14 protein-coding genes are annotated in these 16,711 nt (G+C 65.1%); 3 read left to right on the top strand and 11 right to left on the bottom strand.

Features of this window, described 5'->3' with window-relative positions; translation table 11 throughout:
* Window positions 1–38: 38 nt before the first annotated feature.
* The 4 genes from RBB31_RS01190 to RBB31_RS01205 are packed head-to-tail and all read right to left on the bottom strand — an operon-like array spanning window position 39 to window position 6,737.
* Entirely contained in the window at window positions 39–2,087 is a 2,049-nt protein-coding gene (locus RBB31_RS01190) for a hypothetical protein (protein ID WP_306127432.1), read from the bottom strand.
* Complete coding sequence (locus tag RBB31_RS01195) at window positions 2,084–4,858, bottom strand: DUF4159 domain-containing protein (protein WP_306127433.1); 2,775 nt, start codon at window positions 4,856–4,858, stop codon at window positions 2,084–2,086. Before RBB31_RS01195 ends, RBB31_RS01190 begins: the two co-directional genes overlap by 4 nt.
* Window positions 4,855–5,733 carry a DUF58 domain-containing protein gene (locus RBB31_RS01200; RefSeq protein ID WP_306127434.1) on the bottom strand — a complete coding sequence of 293 codons (879 nt, stop codon included), beginning with the start codon at window positions 5,731–5,733 and terminating at the stop codon, window positions 4,855–4,857. Before RBB31_RS01200 ends, RBB31_RS01195 begins: the two co-directional genes overlap by 4 nt.
* Entirely contained in the window at window positions 5,730–6,737 is a 1,008-nt protein-coding gene (locus RBB31_RS01205) for a MoxR family ATPase (RefSeq protein WP_152490812.1), read from the bottom strand. The genes RBB31_RS01200 and RBB31_RS01205 overlap by 4 nt, the downstream gene beginning before the upstream one ends.
* 69 nt (window positions 6,738–6,806) lie before the next feature.
* On the opposite strand from RBB31_RS01205, the gene RBB31_RS01210 reads away from it, so the two are divergent.
* The gene (locus tag RBB31_RS01210) at window positions 6,807–7,388 is read left to right on the top strand and encodes a DUF1285 domain-containing protein (protein ID WP_306127435.1); all 582 of its coding nucleotides are present in this window, start codon (window positions 6,807–6,809) and stop codon (window positions 7,386–7,388) included.
* Window positions 7,389–7,539: 151 nt separating this feature from the next.
* Here RBB31_RS01210 and RBB31_RS01215 read toward each other — a convergent pair whose 3' ends face one another.
* From RBB31_RS01215 to RBB31_RS01230, 4 genes are all read right to left on the bottom strand, one after another.
* Window positions 7,540–7,665 (bottom strand): hypothetical protein, encoded by a 126-nt coding sequence (locus RBB31_RS01215; protein WP_261391446.1) that lies wholly within the window; start codon window positions 7,663–7,665, stop codon window positions 7,540–7,542.
* A 301-nt stretch (window positions 7,666–7,966) separates the two neighbouring features.
* Window positions 7,967–10,765: a DNA polymerase I gene (polA, locus tag RBB31_RS01220; RefSeq protein ID WP_306127436.1), complete on the bottom strand. Its 2,799-nt coding sequence runs from the start codon at window positions 10,763–10,765 to the stop codon at window positions 7,967–7,969.
* Window positions 10,766–10,843: 78 nt separating this feature from the next.
* Window positions 10,844–11,446, bottom strand: coding sequence for a DUF2459 domain-containing protein (locus RBB31_RS01225; protein ID WP_306127437.1), 603 nt, complete (start codon window positions 11,444–11,446; stop codon window positions 10,844–10,846).
* A gap of 98 nt (window positions 11,447–11,544) precedes the next feature.
* The gene (locus RBB31_RS01230; protein WP_306127438.1) at window positions 11,545–11,724 is read right to left on the bottom strand and encodes a zinc-finger domain-containing protein; all 180 of its coding nucleotides are present in this window, start codon (window positions 11,722–11,724) and stop codon (window positions 11,545–11,547) included.
* 73 nt (window positions 11,725–11,797) lie between these two features.
* Between RBB31_RS01230 and RBB31_RS01235 the strand changes: the two genes are divergently transcribed.
* Window positions 11,798–12,727 (top strand): ABC transporter ATP-binding protein, encoded by a 930-nt coding sequence (locus tag RBB31_RS01235; protein WP_306127439.1) that lies wholly within the window; start codon window positions 11,798–11,800, stop codon window positions 12,725–12,727.
* 4 nt (window positions 12,728–12,731) lie between these two features.
* Here the strand turns inward: RBB31_RS01235 and RBB31_RS01240 are convergent, their stop codons facing one another.
* The 3 genes from RBB31_RS01240 to RBB31_RS01250 are packed head-to-tail and all read right to left on the bottom strand — an operon-like array spanning window position 12,732 to window position 15,587.
* Window positions 12,732–13,562 carry an ion transporter gene (locus RBB31_RS01240; RefSeq protein ID WP_306127440.1) on the bottom strand — a complete coding sequence of 277 codons (831 nt, stop codon included), beginning with the start codon at window positions 13,560–13,562 and terminating at the stop codon, window positions 12,732–12,734.
* A gap of 49 nt (window positions 13,563–13,611) precedes the next feature.
* Complete coding sequence (locus tag RBB31_RS01245) at window positions 13,612–13,998, bottom strand: histidine triad nucleotide-binding protein (RefSeq protein WP_306127441.1); 387 nt, start codon at window positions 13,996–13,998, stop codon at window positions 13,612–13,614.
* Window positions 13,999–14,009: 11 nt separating this feature from the next.
* Window positions 14,010–15,587, bottom strand: a complete 1,578-nt coding sequence (locus RBB31_RS01250) for a DUF5928 domain-containing protein (RefSeq protein ID WP_306127442.1) — start codon at window positions 15,585–15,587, stop codon at window positions 14,010–14,012.
* 150 nt (window positions 15,588–15,737) lie between these two features.
* On the opposite strand from RBB31_RS01250, the gene RBB31_RS01255 reads away from it, so the two are divergent.
* Window positions 15,738–16,556, top strand: a complete 819-nt coding sequence (locus RBB31_RS01255; RefSeq protein ID WP_306127443.1) for a sulfotransferase family protein — start codon at window positions 15,738–15,740, stop codon at window positions 16,554–16,556.
* Window positions 16,557–16,711: the final 155 nt, after the last annotated feature.

A 16,711-nucleotide genomic window follows, 5' to 3' on the forward strand; every position in this document is an offset into this window, starting at 1 on the left:
CCGGCGGGATATTTTGGGCCAGAGGAAGCGGAGCGGGATTACTGGCGGCCTTCGCGAAGCCAGCCGCCGACGATAAGGCTTGCTGCAAGGAGCAGGACCAGCCAGGCGGGCAGAAGCGGCGTCTGCGTGACCGAGCGGGTCTGGTAGGCGTCGCGGTCCAGAAGGCCGATCCAGCCGCGGCCCGACATGGCGCGGCCTTCGCGCACCGTGCGCAGGCGGGGCGGGCCGTCGGCCAGCGGGTGGATGCCGCCGCCGGTTTCGGTGATGTAAGGGTCCAGTGTTTCCGTGTCGGCAATCGTGTTCTCGAATTCCACCGGAGAGGCGGGTCCGAGGCCGATGACGGCGCTGTGTTCGCCGTTCTCCAGCCGGTAGAGGCCGATGGTGGGGCCGTCGAAGAGGGCTTCGAACCGGCCGGGGGCGACTTCTTCGAGGTCCATCTCGATCTGTTCGCCGTCGGGTGTGGTGATGGTGACCGGGCCGACGGTGTCTTCGAGCGAGCGGCGGATGATGCGCATCTGCTGGCCGGTGGCCTCGGCCCAGAGGGCCTCTTCCTCGAGTTCCGGTTCCTTCATCATCCAGTGGGCGAGGCGGCGCAGGAGTTCCAGTTGCGGGCCGCCGCCCTCGAAACCGCGGTTCCAGAGCCAGGCGTGGTCGGAGGCCAAGAGCGCCACGCGGCCTTCGCCGACGCGGTCGAGGGTCAGCAACGGGCGGTCGCCCACGCCGGTCATGACGGTGTCGCCGGAGGTTTCCTCGACCTCGATCTGGCGCATCCAGCGGCCCCATTCGCCGCCGAACTCCTGTTCCAGCCCCGAGGTGACGGGATGGCGCTGGCCCAGGTCGGTGATCGAGGGGCTGTAGCGTTCCTCGAGCACGCGGGCGGTGGGGCGGCCGGGCAGGATCGGCTCGAGCGGGGTGCGGTAGAGGCTGTCGGCGGCGGCGTAATCGGGGCCGGCGGCGATGAGGACCGCGCCGCCGCCCTCGACGTAGTTGCGCACGTTGTCGAGATAGAGCGAGGGCAGGATCCCGCGGCGCTTGTAGCGGTCGAAGATGATGAGGTCGAAATCCTCGATCTTTTCGAGGAAGAGCTCGCGGGTGGGGAAGGCGATGAGGGACAGTTCGCGCACCGGCACGCCGTCCTGCTTTTCGGGCGGGCGCAGGATGGTGAAGTGGACGAGGTCGACCGAACTGTCGGATTTCAGAAGGTTGCGCCAGGTGCGCCCACCGGCGTGGGGCTCGCCCGACACCAGAAGCACGCTGAGCCGGTCGCGGACGCCGTTGATCTGGACGAGCGCGGTGTTGTTGCGGTCGGTCAGTTCGCCCTCGACGGCGGGGGTGGAGAATTGCAGCACGTTGCGACCGCCATGGGGCAGGCGGAGGGGCAGGTCGATATCCTCGTTCAGGGGGACGTTGAAACGCTGCGGTTCCTCGCCATCGACCGAAACGTCGACGGGCACGGTTGTGGTGCCTTCGGGCGCGGCGCCGTCGTCGGTGATGCGCAGGGTCATCTGGATTTCCTCACCCAGGATGGCGAAGGCCGGGGCGTTTTCGACCACCAGCTTGCGGTCCCAGTCCTCTTTGCGGCCGGTGTGCAGCAGGTGGAGGGGCGCGGGCATGTCGGGGGCGCGGTCGAGATCGTGCAGGCGGCCGTCCGACAGGACGATCGCGCCGGCGATGCGCGCGCGGGGTTCTTCGGCCAGCGCCTCGGACAGGGCCGTCATCAGTTGTGTGCCGGTGTTGTCGGCGCCGTCGGGGACGGTGATGCGGCGCAGTTCGGTGTTGTCGCGCGCGGCGATGCGAGCGGCAAGATCGTCGGCGGTTGTCCGGGTCAGGGTGGCGCGGTCGCCAAGCATCTGGCTGGCGCTTTCATCCTCGATCATCAGGACGATGTCGGTCAGCGGTTCGCGGTCCTCGGCCTGGTAGACGGGGCCCAGAAGGGCGGCGAGGACCACCAGCCCGGCCAGCGCGCGGAAAGGCCAGCCCGAGAGGCCGCGCCAGATGGCGAGCGCGGTTCCGGCCATCATCATGCCGGCCAGGGCTGCGATGAACCAGGGGTTCAGGAGGGGCTCGAAAACGATGCTGCCGGTCATTGGCCAAGCCTGTCGAGAAGGGCGGGCACGTGCACCTGGTCGGATTTGTAGTTTCCGGTCAGCACGTGCATCACGAGATTGACGCCGAAGCGGTAGGCCAGTTCGCGCTGGCGTTCCCCGGCAAAGCCGCGGCCCACGGGGAAGAGCGGATTGCCGCGTTCGTCCATGGCCCAGGCGGCGGCCCAGTCATTGCCGCCGATCACCACGGGCGTCACGTTGTCGTTGAGGTTGCGGAAGGGCATGCCCTCGACCTGTTCGGCGTCCGCTGGCGCGGATTCGACCCAGACGGAGCGGCCGGTGTGGCGGCCGGGGAAATCCTGCAGCAGGTAGAAGGTGCGGGTGAGCACGTGGTCCTCGGGGATGGGTTCCAGCGGGGGGATGTCGAGCGGGCGGGCGAGGCGTTGCAGCTTGCGGCCCGCCGGGGAGGAGGCGCCGAAGCCCGCGACATTGGCGTCGCGCGTGTCGAACAGGATCATGCCGCCGGTGCGCAGGTACTCGTTGAGCTTGACGTAGGCTTCTTCGGACGGGATCGGCTGATCGGGCGAGATGGGCCAGTAGAGGAACGGGTAGACCGAAAGCTCGTCGGTTTCGAGGTTCACGCCGACCGGGTCTGCCGGTTCCACGGAGGTGCGGAAGAAGAGGGTTTCGCCAAGGCCGCGCAAGCCGGCCTGGGCGGCGTTGTCGAGACTGCTGTCGCCGGTGATGATGTGGCCGAGCACGACCTCGGACGCGGCCATGAGGGCCTTTTCGTCGGCCTCGGTCATGGTGTCGTCTTGGGCGTCGGCCACCTGCGGGCCGAGCAGGAGCGCCAGAAGCAGCGCGGACATCGTGGCGCGGGCGGGCAAGAGGCGGCCCGAAAGCGCCAGCGAGGCGAGGATATCGGCCATCAGCAGCAACAGCGCCCCGGCCAGGAGCCAGCCGCCCAGGGCGGTTTCGGGCGGGCGCTCGAGACCGACGACAGAGAGGTCGGCGGGCCAGGTCACCGGGGTGAGCGTGGCGCCTGCGGGCAGGACGTTGAGCGCGAGGCGCTGGTCGGGGCCGTCATAAAGGCCCGGGCGGAAATCTGGGCCGGGAGCATCCTCGACAAAGCGGGTGCCGTCGACACCGGGCAGGTTGCCGGCGTCTTCAAGCACACCGAAGCCGGAGAGGACCTGCACCGGTTGCCAGGTGGTGCCTTCAAGCTCGGCCAGATCGGGCAGGGCGAGGCTGGAGGAGATGGCGAGGCGTTCGAGCATCTGCACGAAGAGGCCCGAGAGCGGAAGGGTGGACCATTCGGCATTGGCGGTGACGTGAAACAGCACGACCTGGCCCGCGCCGATGCGCTTGCGGGTCACCAGCGGCGTGCCGTCGCTGAGCTGGGCGATGACGCGCTCGGAGAGGGTCGGGTCGGGCTGGGCCATGACCTGGGCGGTGACGGTGACGTCGTCCGGCACGTCGAGGCCGAAAAAGGGGCTGGATTCGGGGAAAGACGCCAGTTGCTTGGGTTCGCCCCAGCTCATGGCGCCGCCGACGGAGCGGCCCCCGGCGCGCAGGCGGACGGGCATCAGCGGGTCTTCGTCGCTGCGCGACACGTCCGAGGCGGCGAGGCGCGGGCCTGCGAACCGCAGGAGCATGCCGCCGCGGTCGGTCCAGTCGAGCAGGTCGGCCTGTTCGGCGCCCGAGAGCGTGGCGACATCGGCCAGCACCACGACGTCGGGGTTGGCGGGCAGGATGTCCGAAAGGCTGCCATCGAGCAGGTCGGCGGTGGGTTCGAGTGCCTGTTCAAGGTAGTGGAGCGGGGAGAGCAGTTCGAGGCCTTCGCGGTCTTCGCGGCCGGCGATCAGGGCGACCTCGCGGCGCTTGAGGCTGTCGTCGGTCAGGGTGACGGCGCCGGCGTGGGACTGGCCGGCGATCTCGAACCGGGTGAGACGGGCGCGGAGTTCTGCGGGGAGGGAGAGGAGCGTGGTGGCTTCCTTGGTGCCTGCCTCGAACGTCATGTCCTGTGTCGCCAGAAGGCGCTGGGCGCCGGAGGGATCGCGGCCATGCGCCTCGACCGTGATGTTGCGGGCGGGGCCGGGATCGGCGCGCGTGGCGGTGAGGCGCAGGGCCTCGTCCTCGACCACAGCCGGGGTCAGGGCGTAGATCGGCACGGCGCTTTCGTGGATGGTGACGGGGCCACGATCCTGAAGCGCGTCAAGCAGGGTCTGCCGGCCCTCGCGGGCAAGGCCGTCGGAGAACCAGCGGGTTTCGAAGTTTTCCTCGCCCAAGAGCGTGGCGGCTTCCTCGAAGGCGTCGGGCCGGGGCGACCATGCGGAAGGGGCCAGGCCGGTGAGGCGGGTCCGCCAGGAATCGGCGGACCTGAAGACCGGGGTTTCGGGGTCCGAAAGTTGCAGGATGCCGACGGGGCGGGCGTTGCGCCCGGCCTCGGCCAGCAGGGAGTCGAGCAGGTCTTCCTGTGCGGGCCAGTCGCGGGCGCTGGCCCAGCTGGAATCGAGCACGATCAGCATGGGGCCGGTGCGATTGGCCTGGGCCTGGTCCTGCGGGTTGAGGATGGGACCGGCGAGGCCGATGATGACGGCGGCGACGGCCAGCATCCGCAGGAGCAGAAGCCACCAGGGCGTGCGGTCCGAGACGCTGTCGTCATCGCGCAGGCCCAAAAGAAGTGCCACGCCCGGGAAACGGCGGCGGATGGGCGCGGGCGGCACGGCGCGCAGGATCAGCCACAGGATGGGCAGCGCGGCCAGCGCCACCAGAAGCCAGGGCGTGGCGAAACCGATGGGGCCGATCATCATCGTCCGTGTCCCCCGTCGAACGCGTTGTAGAGCCACAGGAGCGCGGATTGAGCGGAATCCGAGGTGTGGTGCGTGCCGTAGAGCCAGCCGGTGGTGGCGCAGAGGTGGCGCAGGGCGTCCTTGCGGGTGGCGAGGCGTTCAAGGTAGCGGTCTCGCAGTTCAGACGCCTTGAGCGTTTCGTGCACCATGGTGCCGCCAACCGATTCGAAGATGGTGCGGCCGCGATAGGGAAAGCTTTCCTCGGCCGGGTCGAGGATCTGGTAGAGCACGCCGCGCACGCCGCGGTCGGCGGCGGCGGTCAGGGCGTTGCGCACCGGGTCGAGATCACCGAGGAAATCCGACAGGAAGAGCGCGCGACCGTGCGACAGCATCCCGGTCGTCTGGGGCGCGCCATAGTCGTCGGGGCCGTCCTGACCAAGCGCCATGGCGAGGCGTTCGATCTGGGCGTCGCCGCGGCGGGGGGGCAGGTCGGCGCCCGAGAGGCCGATACGCTCGCCCGCCCGGTTGAGTAGAATCGCGATGGCCAGAGACAGCAGGCGGGCGCGGTCGGCTTTTTGCGGCAGGCTGTCATCGGAGGCGAAGCGCATGGAGGCGGCGCCGTCGACCCAGAGGGTGACGCTTTGGGCGATCTGCCATTCGCGCTGGCGCAAAAATTGCGTGTCCGAGCGAGCGGAGCGACGCCAGTCGATATGGCGCAGTTCGTCCCCGGCCTGAACCGGGCGGTATTGCCAGAAATCGTCGCCCATGCCCGCACGGCGGCGGCCGTGTTCGCCCAGCAGGACGGTCCCCGCCAGATGCTCTGCCCGCGCCAGAAGCGCGGGAAAGCGGGCGGCCTCGGCCTCGGACCGGGCGCGAAGAGGGGCGATCTGGGTCAAGCGGCGGCCTCGGTCCTCGTCACTTGGGCGACGGTGGCGGCGATGAGGTCGTCGAGGTTTTCACCGCGCGCACGGGCGGCGAAGTTGAGCGCCATGCGGTGGGTCAGGACGGGCTGCGCCATCGCCGCGATATCGTCGGCATCAGGGGCAAGGCGGCCCTGGATCATGGCGCGGGCGCGGACGGTCAGCATAAGCGCCTGCGCGGCACGGGGGCCGGGACCCCAGGCGACGTTTTCGCGCACCGTTTCGGAGGATGTGGCGTCGTCGGGTCGGAAGGCGCGGACAAGGTCGATGATCTGTTCCATTACCGCCTCGCCCACGGGCATCCGGCGCAGGAGGGTCTGCGCGGCGATGAGGTCCTCGGCGGTGAAGACCTGATGCGCCACATCCTCGGTCGCGCCGGTGGTGGCGAGCAGGATCGCGCGCTCGGTGTCGCGGTCAGGATGGGGCACGTCGATCTGTACGAGGAAGCGGTCAAGCTGGGCCTCGGGCAGGGGGTAGGTGCCTTCCTGTTCGATGGGGTTCTGCGTTGCCAGCACGTGGAAGGGCGGGGTCAGCGGGCGGTCCTCGCCGGCGACGGAAACCTGGCGTTCCTGCATCGCCTGCAAGAGCGCGGACTGGGTGCGGGGGCTGGCGCGGTTGATCTCGTCGGCCATCAGAAGCTGGCAGAAGATCGGACCGGGAATGAACTTGAACGCGCGGGTGCCGTCGGCGCCGGTTTCCAGCACCTCGGACCCCAGAATGTCGGCGGGCATCAGGTCGGGCGTGAACTGAACCCGGTTCGAATCGAGGCCCATGACGACGCTGAGCGTTTCGACCAGACGGGTCTTGCCGAGGCCGGGCAGGCCCACCAGCAGGCCATGCCCGCCGCAGAGCAGCGCCGAGAGCGACAGGTCGACGACCCGTTCCTGCCCGATGAAGCGGCGGGTGATCGAGGCGCGGGCCTGGGCCAGCTTGTCTTCGAGGGCTTCGATCCCGGCCAGCAGGTCGGCGTCGTCGGTCATGGCAAAACTCCGGTATGGGCTATATCGCTTGGGTAGAGTGTATCGCGCACAAGCAAAATGGCAAAAGCAATGAGCAATAAATCGGTCACAACCCCGTCAGCGGAAAGCCTTGCCGAAACGGCACGCAGGGAAGGCGGCAAGGGCCTGCCACCCGTGCACCTGTGGAACCCGGAGTTTACCGGCGAGATCGATATGCGGATCGCGCGGGATGGGACATGGTACCACGAAGGCACGGTGATCCAGCGGCAGGGCCTTGTGCGGCTGTTCTCGACCATCCTGAAGAAGGAGGGCGATCGCTATTTCCTTGTCACGCCGGTGGAAAAGGTCGGCATCGTGGTGGAGGACGCGCCGTTCGTGGCGGTGGATTTCGAGGCGGAAGGCGAAGGAGCGGCGCAGATGCTGGTCTTCGTGACGAATGTGGAGGACCACGTGCTGGCGGGGGCGGACAACCCCATTCGCGTGGAGCGTGACCCCGACACGGGAGAGCCGTCACCTTATCTGCACGTGAGGGCGGGGCTTGAGGCGCTTATCGACCGCAAGTCGTTCTACCGGCTGGTGGAATTGGGCGTGCACGAGGATGGCTGGTTCGGGGTGCGGTCGGACGGGGTGTTCTTTCCGATGATTCCATCAGAAGACCTGCCAGCGGAGTGAGCGCAGGCGGAATTCGCGACGTTACAAGGCGCAAAAAAACCCGATGCGCGGAGCATCAGGCGGATTGGTCGTTTCGGTCATGAAGATGGGTATCCCGGGTCGAAGTGGGCACCCGAAGGTGCCATGCCCCGACCCGGGAAGACGTCGAAGATTAGTACTTCGTCGTTACGGGCTCAGGCTCAACCGGAACCACGACTTCTTCTTGTTGTTGCTGTGCACAGGCGGCCAGGCCGACGGTTGCGATGAGAGCAGCAATCATTGCGATCTTGTTTTTCATGTGAACAAATTCCTTCCATGTCACGCGCCCGATACTGTGTTTGAACGCGATTTGTTGTCAACACAAGAGCTTGCGCAAAAACGCGAATCTCCGGCTGCTATGGCTTCTAGGACAGCATTTTTATCACGTAAACGCCTTTTTGAGCGGGATTCCGCGATTTTCATCAGGTTTTGCGCTGTTGCAACTGTGTTACTTTTGCAATTCGCCTTTGAAAATCTGCTTTCCCGACGCGGCAATCGCCCTAATGCGCGGGCGCATGATTCCGGAGCGGCGTGCCTGGTTCCCAGGCGTTTTGCATGTCTCAGTGCGCTTCGGCCCAGTTGATGCCGAAACCGGCGTCGACCACCAGCGGCACGTCAAGATGCAGTGCCGGGCGGGCGGCCTCTTCCATCACCTTACGGGCGGCGTCGATCACCTTGTCTTCGTCACCAGTCGTCACCTCGAACAGCAGTTCGTCGTGGACCTGGAGCAGCATTTTGCATGGCAGGCCTTCGATGGCGTCGGGCATGCGAATCATCGCGCGGCGGATGATGTCGGCGGCAGTGCCCTGGATCGGCGCGTTGATCGCGGCGCGGCGGGCGAACCCGGCCCGGGGACCCTTGGCGCCGATCTCGGGCGTGTGGATCTTGCGGCCGAAAAGGGTCTGGACGTGCCCGTGCTCCTTGGCGAAGGCGACGGTGTCGTCCATGTAGGTGCGGATGCCCGGGAAGCGTTCGAAATAGCGGTCGATGAAGGCCTGCGCGTCGGCGCGGGGAATGCGCAGGTTGCGGGCGAGACCGAAGCCGGAGATGCCGTAGATCACGCCGAAATTGATCGCCTTGGCGCGGCGGCGGATCTCGGGCGTCATGTCGTCCATCGAGACGTCGAACATCTCGCTTGCGGTCATGGCGTGAATGTCCTGACCGTCGCGAAAGGCGTCCTTGAGCGCGGGGATATCAGCGATATGGGCGAGGATACGCAACTCGATCTGACTATAGTCGAGGGCGACGAGGGTGTTGCCCTCTTCGGCCACGAAGGCCTCGCGGATGCGGCGGCCTTCCTCGGTGCGGATTGGGATGTTCTGCAAGTTGGGATCGGTCGAGGCGAGGCGGCCCGTGCTGGCCCCGGTTTGCACGTAGGACGTGTGCACGCGGGCAGTTTCCGGGTCGATATGGTCTTGCAGCGCGTCTGTATAGGTGGATTTCAGCTTGCTGACCTGGCGCCAATCCATCACGCGGGCGGCAAGGTCGTGTTCGGTGGCCAGATCCTCGAGCACATCCGCAGGCGTGGAATACTTGCCATTCTTGCCACGCTTGCCCCCCGGCAACCCCATCTTGTCGAAGAGGATGTCGCCCAATTGCGCCGGGGAGCCGACATTGAATTTTTCGCCCGCAAGCTCGTGGATTTCAGCTTCGAGGCCGGCCATTTTCTGGGCGAAGGCGGCGGACATGCGGGACAGCGTGTTCTTGTCGACCTTGATGCCGTTGCGTTCCATCTGTGCCAGCACCGGAACAAGCGGGCGTTCGAGCGTCTCGTAGACGGTGGTGACCTTCGCGCGGTGCAGCTGCGGCTTGAAGCTGTGCCAGAGGCGCAGGGTGACGTCGGCATCCTCGGCGGCGTATTTTACCGCCTCGTCGATCGGCACGCGGTCGAAGGTGATGGCGGCTTTGCCAGTGCCCAGAAGGCCCTTGATGGGGATGCAGGTATGCGACAGGTAGCGTTCGGCGAGCGTGTCCATGCCGTGCCCATGCATCCCGGAATAGAGCGCGTAGGACATGAGCATCGTGTCGTCGATAGGCGCCATGGCGATGCCGCAGCGGGCCAGGATCTTGGTGTCGTATTTCATGTTCTGCCCGATCTTGAGGATCGACGGATCCTCGAGCACGGGTTTCAGGGCGTCGAGCGCCTGTTGCATCGGGATCTGCCCGTCGAGCAGCGTATTGGAGCCGAAGAGGTCGTCGGCATTGCCGTCCTTGTGGCCCAGCGGGATATAGCAGGCTTCGCCCGGGTCGATGGAGAGGCAGATGCCGACAAGATCGGCCTGCATCTCGTTGAGCGAGGTCGTCTCGGTGTCGATCGCGACATAGCCGCGGGCGGTGATGCGCTCGATCCAGGTTTGCAGCGCGTCCATGTTCGACACACGCTCGTATTTCGAGGGGTCGATGGCGGGCCAGTCGGGGGCGCTGTCTTCTCCTGTTGCTGGCGCGGCGGGCTCGGGGATGGCGGGGGCCTCGACCTCCAGCGCGTCGGCGATGCGCTTGGTAAGGGTGCGGAACTCCATCTCTGTCAGGAAGGCCAGCAGCGTGTCGGGATCGGGGTCGCGCACATCGAGGTCTTCGAGAGTGAAATCAAGCGGGGTGGCGCAGTCGAGCTGCACGAGCTTCTTGCTGAGTTCGATCTGCTCGCGCTTTTCGATCAGGGTCTCGCGGCGCTTGGGCTGCTTGATCTCGCCAGCGCGGTCGAGAAGTTCCTCGAGGCTGCCGAATTCGTTTATCAGAAGGGCGGCGGTCTTGATGCCAATGCCGGGGGCGCCGGGAACGTTGTCGACGCTGTCGCCCGCGAGCGCCTGCACGTCGACGACGCGCTCGGGGCCAACGCCGAATTTTTCCTCGACCCCTTCGCGGTCGATGCGGCGGTTCTTCATCGCGTCGAGCATTTCGACGCCGCCGCCGACAAGCTGCATCAGGTCCTTGTCGGAGCTTATGATGGTGACGCGCCCGCCGGCGTCGCGGGCCTGGACGGCAAGGGTGGCGATGATGTCGTCGGCCTCGTAGCCCTCCATCTCCTTGCAGGCGATGTTGAAGGCCTCGGTGGCGCGGCGGGTGAGGGGTATCTGCGGGCGCAGGTCCTCGGGCATTTCCTCTCGGTTGGCCTTGTACGCGGCGTACATGTCGTTGCGGAAGGTGTGGCTGCCCTTGTCGAAGATCACCGCGACATGGGTCGGCGCGTCGGCGCCGGTGCTGTCCTCGACATATTTCTGAAGCATGTTGCAGAAGCCCGAGACCGCGCCGATGGGCAGACCGTCGGACTTGCGTGTCAGCGGCGGCAGGGCGTGGTAGGCGCGAAAGATGAAGGCCGACCCGTCGATCAGGTGCAGGTGATGTCCCTTGCCGAATGCCATGTGCCGCGCCTTTCCTTGCTGTCGGGTTACGTATCTCACGCCCGCCATGGCAGTTCCAGCCTGACTTTTTGCCCGGCGTCAGCCGGGATGGAACCAGCGGTGCGAGAGGGTCACGGCATAGGGTGTCGGGGTCCAGGCGCCGAAGGGGATGCCGGCGTGGCGCAGGGTGCGGGAGACCCAGGTGTTGCAGGTGCGGAAGATGTGGAAGCGGCCTTTTGCTGCAAAGAACAAGTCGGAGTCGGTGAAGCCGGGGGCCGGGAGAGGCAGGGCGCCGTGGTCAGCGTTCAGTTTCAGCTGTTTCAGGATCGCGTTCAGCAGCGCGGAGTACTGCGCCGGGGTTATCGTCAGGACCGGGCTGTCGAATTCAACCGGCAGCGGCCCGATCACGTCCGCGCGCAGAACCGCGTCATCGCCGGTGACGGCGCGCCAGAGCGTGGCGGCGGGGACAACGCGATAGGGGCCTTGGTGTGTGTAGAACGCGCGGCTGCCCCAGCCGATCGCCAGCCATTCGGCCCGAGGGTCACCGAGGGGCAGGCCGGCCTGTTCGAGGTGAAAGAACCGGGACCGCGTGCGGGGTGTCAGTGGCAGAAGAAAGTCGTAGTGGATCGGTCCGGCCACGAGACGTATCTCGACCGTGGGGTCGTCGTCGGCCGGTACCGGTGAGAGTGGGCCAGGGATCAAGGCACCCGGAACGGCGGCAAGGAAATAGAGGAAAATTAGCGCGACGAGCCCGAGCGTGACGTGGACGACGGCCTTGCCGGCAGTCCGGAATACGTGGCTCAGACCTTGCCCTCGAAATCGCGGTGCACCAGCTTGGCGTCGCAATAGGGGCATTCGACGAAACCGATGTCCCGCGGGATGGTCAGCCATACGCGCGGATGTCCCAGGGCCGCTTCGCCGCCATCACAGGCCACGCGGTAGCTGTCGACGATGCGGGTTTCGGGGGCTTGGGTCACCATTGACGGCGTTCCTTTTGGCTGCAAGTAGGTCCGGGGAGACTATAGCCGAGATATCCTGGGGACAAGAGCCGCCATGCCGACAAATGCAATCGAAGTGAGAGGCCTGGAGAAGGTCTATGGCGGTGGCAGGCACGGCATGTCCAAACCGGCGCTGACGGGGGTGGATCTTGACGTGCCCAAGGGGTCGGTCTTTGGCCTGCTGGGGCCCAATGGTGCGGGCAAATCGACGCTGATCAACATCCTGGCCGGGCTGGTGACCAAGACCAAGGGGCAGGTGAAGATCTGGGGCTTCGACCAGGACGTGAACCCGCGGCAGAGCCGGGCGTCGATCGGCGTGATGCCGCAGGAGTTGAACCTGGATCCGTTCTTTGCGCCGCGCGCGGCGCTTGAGGTTCAGGCGGGCCTTTACGGCGTGCCCAAGAAGGACCGGCGCAGTGACGAGATACTGGAACTGGTGGGGCTGAGCGACAAGGCCGAGGCCTATGCGCGGACGCTGTCGGGGGGGATGCGGCGGCGGCTGCTGTTGGCCAAGGCGTTGGTGCATCACCCGCATATCCTGGTGCTGGACGAGCCGACGGCTGGCGTGGATATCGAGCTGCGTCAGATGCTGTGGCAGAACGTGCGCAAGCTGAACGAACAGGGGATGACGATCATCCTGACCACGCATTACCTGGAGGAAGCCGAGGAGATGTGCGACGAGATCGCCATCATCAACGAAGGCGCGGTCGTGGCACGGGACAGTACGGCGCATCTGCTGCGCCAGATGGACCGCCGGACGATGGTGATCGAGCCCGAGGCCGACCCGGTGGCGCTGCCCGAGGGCGATGGGCTGACGGTGGAGACGCGGCCCGGCGGGCAGGTGGCGATCAGCTATCGCTCGACCAAGATGTCGGCCGAGGCGGTGCTGGAGGCGGTGCGGGCCTCGGGGATGCGCATCCGGGACGTGCGGACCGAGCAGGCGGACCTGGAAGAGGTGTTTTTGGAACTCACGCGATCGCGCTAGGCGCCTATTTGTCCGAAAGCCGTTTCTCGATGGCGCGCAAGCGTTGCAGCACCTCTTCGCGGTAGTCGTCGGTACGCTCGTTGGCCTCGAGGTTGTGGGCGTCCTGCATCGAGTTCACGATGAGACCGACGACGAGGTTTACCACGGCGAATGTCGTGACGAGGATGAAGGGCACGAAGAACATCCACGCGTAGGGATAGACCTCCATCACCGGGCGGACGATGCCCATGGACCACGATTCCAGCGTCATGATCTGAAACAGGGAATAGCCCGAGCGGCCGATGGTGCCGAACCACTGGTCAAAGAGCGCGGCCTCTTCGGGCGTGCAAGCCGGGCAGCCGCCTCCGAACAGCTTGGTCGCCATGACCGAGCCGATGTAGAACAGGATGCCCATCAACAGAAAGACCGACCCCATGCCGGGCAGGGCGTTCATCAGCCCCTCGACCACGCGGCGCAGGGACGGCGTGACCGACAATATCCGCAGCAGCCGCAGGATACGCAGGGCGCGCAGAACCGACAGTCCCTGCGCGGCTGGAATGAGCGAGATGCCAACGATCACGAAGTCGAAGACGCTCCAGCCGTTGCGGAAGAAGGCGGCTCCGCGGGCAAAGAGCTTCAGCCCAATCTCGACCACGAAGATCGCGAGGCACACCTTGTCGAGCATGACGATCAGCGGGCCGGCGGCCTGCATCGCCCGGTCTGACGTTTCCAGACCCAGAACCGCGGCGTTGAAGAGGATCACCCCGAGGATGAAATTCTGGAAGCTCTTCCGGCTGACGAGGGCTTCGACTCGGGCGCGCAGGGATCGCGATTGGGTCTGGGTGGACTGGCTCATGGCGCTGGATATGGAGCAGGGCGCAGTCGGGCGCAAGATGCGTCCGAGGTCAGTTTTCGGCCTTGGCCAGCATCCGCCCGAGACCACGACCGCCCAGGATGTGAAGGTGGTAATGCGGCACTTCCTGCACGCCGGCCTCGCCCGCGTTGGAGATGGTGCGGTAGCCCGGTTTCCCGTCGCCCGGCGAGACGCCGGTCATGGCACAGACCTGCGCGGTGACGCGCATGAAATCGACCAGTTCGGCCTCGGACGCCTCGGCGGCGAAATGATCGTGGCAGACGTATGGCCCCTTGGGGATCACCAGCACGTGCACCGGGGCCTGCGGCTGGATGTCGTTGAAGGCCAGCGTGTGCTCTGTCTCCAGCACGGTGTCGTTGGGGATCTCGCCGCGGATGATCTTGGCGAAAATGTTCTGGTCGTCATAGGCAAAGGACATGATGTTCGGCCTCAGTCGGCATAAAGGTGATCGGTTCTGGCAATCTCTAGCGCCTTGTCGGGCGCGATATCAAGGAAGCGCGCGATGAGGTGGGCGTTATCCTCGGGATCGCTGGACTGTTTCATGATGCGGTGATTCTCGAACTCCGCGTCGCGGATTCGGTCGGATTCGAAATTAATGTCGCCGCGGATCGTGGGCAGCAGGCGTTCCAGCGTTTCCTTGGGGGTCTGGGTTCCGGCCAGCCCGACGCGGCGGGCGTGGCCCACCAGGTAGGCATCGGAAAATTCACACTGGATTTCCAGAAGCTTGGTGGTGGAGCGGTCGTTGCAGAAATCCTCGAGCAGGTCGATATTGCCGGGGTCCATGCAGACGATCAGGCGGTCGGTTTCGAAGTAATCGAACAGCATCCGCATCAGCGCACGGCGGTGGCGGGTGCGTTTGCCCAGCGTCGCCTGGATGCCGCCCAGATCGGGCAGGTGGGTGTTTTCCTCGTTGAAGAGGTACTCGATGGCCGGCACGTTGGTGACCTGGCGGATCTTGTCGATCATGCGCTTGGCGACGTGCCATTTCTTGCAGATGATGATCATCAATTCGCGTTCGCGGCCCAGCGTGCTTTCTGTTTCCCAGAAGCGCAGGGCGAAGCGGCGGCCGATGCGGCCCCGGCCGGTGAGGAACTTGAACAGGCTGCGCCCCTCGTCGGAGATGTTGAAGCGGGCGTTTTCGTCGGCGTAGAGCGCGCCGAGGCGGGTCTTGAGCTCGGTCGCTTCGGGACTGATCTTGCGGGCGAAAAGGGCGTCCTGGCTGAGCAGCAGGTCGTAATGATCGTTGTAGAACGTGACGGGCATCCCGTAATCGGTGAACATCAGGAAGGTCAGCGTGCGGGTGCGGATCTCGTTTTCCGGGACGAGATGGCGCACGAGGGTCTGAAAGAAGGTCTCGTCGGGGATCCAGGTGGTGCGGAAAAAACGCATCACGTCGCGGCGCTTGCGGGTGAAATCGAGAATCCACTCGATGGTGCGGCGGCGCAGGCACCACCACTGGCTGCCGATCTGGATCTGCAGATCGGCGGGGATCTCACGCGTGAGGCGAAGCTTTCTTTGGAGGTTGAAGGAGGTGTAGAACAGCCATTTGTGGGTCCGTTCGTTGAAGAAATGGCGGTAGATCAACCGCTCTTCCTTCATGCCGGTCTTGATCCAGTCTGACGAGAAGTAGTCGAAGCTTTCGATGTAATCGACATCATGGGCGTCGAGGAAATCGTGGGCATAGCGGGCCGACTTGATCGCGGCGCAGTCGCCGGAGAGCATGTAGAAATGCGTGGCGCGGGGGAACGCGTCGACCGCGGCCTCGATCGCGTGGAGCGTGGCCTGCACAAGCGACCACTCGCCCCAGCCGCACCTGATCCGCTTACGGGCGAACGAGACGTTGGGATTACCCTTCAGCGCCTCGCGGATCTTGCGGTAATGCTCGGGCTGGGCGCGGGCGTCGAAGTGGATCGACATGTAATCGCCGGCGGCCGTCAGCATGTTGGCCTGTCCGATGATCGCATCGGGGTCCTTGTGGCACAGAAGAATGAAGGCGATCCTGGCCATGGGCGAAGCGATTGACCTGCTCTTTCGTCGATTGCTTATAGTGATAGAGATGAACAGCCGTTGAATAAACAGGCTTTCTTTGGTTTTTTTAACGGGTTAAATACGAATTGACCCGAGAAAAACCAAAGCGACGGGCATGGAGGCAGGTAAATGGGCTTTCCCGGTACATGGATGACGGAAAGCGAGAGCATGGTCTATCGCGTGGTGCCGAAATGCGCCTGCTCGACCATCGGGCAGATCATGTATTTTTCCGACCACGGGGAGTTCTTCGACGGCGATATCCACGACGCGACCGACGGGTTGCACAAGTGGGCCCGCGACGAGAGTCAGCCGCTGATCAAGGCCAATGTGCGCACCCACACATCCTATGCGTTTACCTGCGTGCGCAACCCCTATACCCGCATCCTGTCGTCGTTCTTCGACAAGATCTGCGGCATCCAGCGCAACGGCAAACGGTATCGCGGCAAGCTGGTGCCGCTGTTGATCCAGAAATACGGCATCGAGGTGGGCGGCGAGGATGGAAAGCAGGAGTTCGACCAGATCAAGAGCTTCCGGCGGTTCCTGCTGTTCGCGCGCGACACCATTCGCTGGAAACGGCCGATGGAGCCGGACATCCACTGGTCGTCGATGTCGGGGCACGTGTCGACCTTTATCGTGAATGGCGGCACCTATGACAAGATCTTCTGGACGGAAGAGTTCAACGCCGGGATGGCGGATGTCCTGAAGGCGACCAAGACGCCGAAAGAGGTGGACCTGAAAAAGATCCCGCGTTTCAACGAGAGCGAGGGGCACGGGCCGAAACGGGCGCACCCGGTCGAGGATTATTTCGACGACCTGTCGATGCACCTGGTGAAAGAGATCTATCACCGGGATTTCGAGCTGTTCAAATACGATTTCGACGATCCGTCGAACAAGATGCCCATCGGTGAGATCGACCTGGACGAGGTGCACGCCAAGCTGGGCGAGTAGGCGGAGTGCGCGGTCCGCGCACGCTGTCTTGTCTCGTCGTCGTGCCTCCTCCTCGGGCGTTTGGCGGCGTGACGCTTCCTCCGGCCGTCAAAGAGATGACGAGCCCGAAGATTCAGATACACGGATGGCCGACGCCGGCCTTTCCTACGGCCGCG

It is taken from the genome of Roseovarius sp. MMSF_3350, from assembly GCF_030733425.1.
Taxonomy (GTDB): Bacteria; Pseudomonadota; Alphaproteobacteria; order Rhodobacterales; family Rhodobacteraceae; genus Roseovarius.